The organism is Psychrobacter sp. (assembly GCF_036731945.1).
Lineage (GTDB): Bacteria > Pseudomonadota > Gammaproteobacteria > Pseudomonadales > Moraxellaceae > Psychrobacter.
Genome location: NZ_DAINDI010000058.1, coordinates 1 through 389, shown reverse-complemented (window position 1 = coordinate 389; position 389 = coordinate 1). Strand labels below are relative to the sequence as shown.

Genomic DNA, 389 nt, shown 5'->3' with positions numbered 1-389 from the left:
ACGTTTTTAAAGAATTGATTTAAAAATACTCTAAATTCCTGAGCGTTTTATGTTTTAACGGCTATCAAGTTTCAATAAACCATCATGCTGTCTACAACAGGTAAGAATATTGGCGTACTATAAGCCCGTCTTTGTCTGATTCAATTTTATTATGTGGCCTTTTATCATTCTTACCCAGCTGCTCACCCTAATGAGTAGCGTGATATTTTACTGGTTCTTTAAACCACAACAGCGCTTAGCTAAAGTCGGTTTGTTTTTAAGTATTTTTATTATCAACAATGCTTTTCTGCTCTACGGCTTGAGTGAATTTTGGCACGAGCGCTTTCATGTCTATCTGGTTGTCGGTATTTTACAAGGCTTTATGTTTTATGCCGCATTAATAACTGCGG

At 36.0% G+C, this 389-nt stretch carries 1 pseudogene; it reads left to right on the top strand.

From position 1 onward, the window contains the following. Window positions 1–151: 151 nt before the first annotated feature. A pseudogene (locus V7D75_RS11255) lies at window positions 152–389 on the top strand (metallophosphoesterase); the annotation flags it as partial.